This is a genomic window from Longimicrobium sp. (genome assembly GCF_036554565.1).
Classification (GTDB): domain Bacteria; phylum Gemmatimonadota; class Gemmatimonadetes; order Longimicrobiales; family Longimicrobiaceae; genus Longimicrobium.
In genome coordinates this window covers 1-2,320 of the sequence record NZ_DATBNB010000903.1, presented here as the reverse complement: position 1 = coordinate 2,320, position 2,320 = coordinate 1, and the positions used below count along the sequence as shown (strand labels likewise).

Here is a 2,320-nt window from a genome sequence, read left to right as displayed (position 1 = left end):
CAGGTCGCGGTTGGTCGCGCACACCAGGCGGAAGTCGGTCTTCTGCCAGGCGTTGCCGCCGGTGCGCTTGTACGTCTTTTCCTGCACCACGCGCAGCAGCTGCGCCTGCAGGGTGGGCGGCAGCTCGCCCACCTCGTCCAGGAACAGCGTTCCCCCGTCCGCGAGGGCGAAGGCGCCCTCGCGCGGCCCCGCGGCGCCCGTGAAGGCGCCCCGCTCGTGGCCGAAGAACTCGCTTCCCGACAGCTGCGGGACCACCGTGGTGCAGTCCAGCAGAACCAGCTCGCGCTTGCGGGGGCGTGCATCCAGCGAGTGGATCAGCCGGGCGACCAGCTCCTTGCCGGTGCCGCTTTCGCCGGTCACCAGCAGGGGCGCATCGGTGAATGCGGCCACCTCCACCACCTGCCGGAGCACGGTCCGCCACACCGGGCTGCGCCCCACCAGGTGGTTGCGCACCAGCGGCGAATCTACCAGCCGGTCCACGGCGGCCCACCGCTCGAGCCGGGCGAGCGCCGCGCGGGCGGCGTCATCCGCTCCGTCGCGGGCGAATGCGTCGGAGGCGCCCGCGCGCAGCAGCGTCCATCCCTGCCCGTTGGCCATCGCGGCGCCGCTGGTGCCCACGGCCAGCACCCGGCCGTATCCGCCCTGGCTGGCCTCGCGCACGAAGTCGCACAATCCCTCGCTCACCTCGTCGAACAGCACCACGCCCGGCCCGCCCGCCTCGTCCTCACTCCACGGCACCATGCTCAGCCCGCCCGCGGCCATCGCCCCCAGCAGCTCTCGGCAGCGGGGCGAGTCCGGGATGGCTCCAAACACGTGCTGCCAGACCTTGGGGAGGGGCACGGTGGGCGGGGAGGGGTGGCCGGGCCTGGCGGGGCGCCGGAAAGGTGTGACAGGGTTCCGGGAACGGCGTACCCCGCGGCCGATACGGCCCGCACCGGAGCGGGAAGTGCGTCACGGGGGCGGGCGGGAAAGGCAACCGGTGTACCATCCCCAGGCGCTCGTGGAACGTCGGGAAACGCTAACAACTTAGATCGATCGGCCCGATGGAATGTCCCCCCGGGACGGGTCGCGGTGGGGCCAGGGTGGGACAAGCCTGGGGCGATGGCACCCCAGTGGAACATCCTGCGACAAACCTGCTGCAAACGGTGGGAGAGGTCTCCCCGAAGACAGGTGGGGGAAGCGCGCCGAGCATCGGTACAGGCGGTTCCCTTGCATGGATGAGAGATGGGGATCTCGCCGCGTACCCTCCGGACGTGCTCTCCACACCCTAGACACGGCGGATCAGTGATGATCGAGTTGATATGCGTGGACGTGGATGGAACGCTCGTGGGAAGCTCCGGCGACGTGGCGCCGGAGGTGTGGCCCGCGGTGGAACGGGCGCGGGAAGCCGGCGCGCGGCTGGTGATCTGCTCCGGGCGACCGGCGTTCGGCCTTACGCGCGAGCTGGCGGAGCGGCTGGACCCGCAGGGATGGCACGTCTTTCAGAACGGCGCCAGCATCGTGCACCTGCCGACGGGCCGCTCGCGCTCCGGCCAGGTCCCCGATGACGCCGTTCAGAGGCTGATCGCCCGGGCGCGGGAGACCGGGCGCATCCTGGAGCTGTACACCGACACCGGGTACGCCGTCGAGAGCACCGGCGAGCGCGCCCGGCGCCACGCCGGGCTGCTCGGCGTGCCCTTCGCACCGCGGCCCTTCGGCGAGTTGCGGGGCGCCATCGTCCGCGCGCAGTGGATCGTGCCGCTGGCGGAGGAAGGCGCCGTTCTCGTGGAGCCGCACGAGGGGCTGGCGCTGACGCCCTCCACCTCGCCCGTGATGCCCGACACGGCGTTCATCAGCCTGACGGCGCCGGGGCTGGACAAGGCCGGTGCGGTGCGCGCCGTGGCCGGGGAGTACGGGATTCCGCTGGAGCGCGTGATGATGGTGGGCGACGGCACCAACGACCTCGAAGCCATGCGCGTGGTCGGCTTTCCCGTGGCCATGGGCAACGCCGCCGCCGAGGTGCGCGCCGTGGCCCGCCACCACGTGGGGCACGTGGACCGCGGCGGCCTGGTGGAAGCGCTGGAGTACGCCGCCACGCTGTAGCCCATCCCTCCGCAACGCTCCGCCCCAACGAAGTGTCATCCAGGGAACGCATCGACAGCAGCCGCCAGCCGCCAAAAGCTGACGGCGCATGATGTTTGCGGGCGAGAAGCAGCCTGGACTTACGCCCAACCCTAGACGAAAATTGGACATGCCCCAGGACGCGCTCGTCCGCAACAACGTGAAGGTCTTCGGCCGCGGCACGCAGCCCATGCTGTTCGCCCACGGCTTCGGGTGCGAC

2 protein-coding genes are annotated in these 2,320 nt (G+C 71.4%); one reads left to right on the top strand and one right to left on the bottom strand.

Features of this window, described 5'->3' with window-relative positions; translation table 11 throughout:
• Positions 1–840: sigma-54 factor interaction domain-containing protein (locus VIB55_RS25220; RefSeq protein ID WP_331879463.1), on the bottom strand; the 840-nt coding region annotated here is incomplete at its 3' end.
• Between the two features lie 447 nt (positions 841–1,287).
• Between VIB55_RS25220 and VIB55_RS25215 the strand changes: the two genes are divergently transcribed.
• The gene (locus VIB55_RS25215; protein ID WP_331879462.1) at positions 1,288–2,082 is read left to right on the top strand and encodes a Cof-type HAD-IIB family hydrolase; all 795 of its coding nucleotides are present in this window, start codon (positions 1,288–1,290) and stop codon (positions 2,080–2,082) included.
• Positions 2,083–2,320: the final 238 nt, after the last annotated feature.

What these genes read in the sequence shown, in the direction of transcription:
- VIB55_RS25215 (WP_331879462.1), top strand. Translation starts at nt 1,288, where the DNA reads ATGATCGAGTTGATATGCGTGGACGTGGATGGAACGCTCGTGGGAAGC.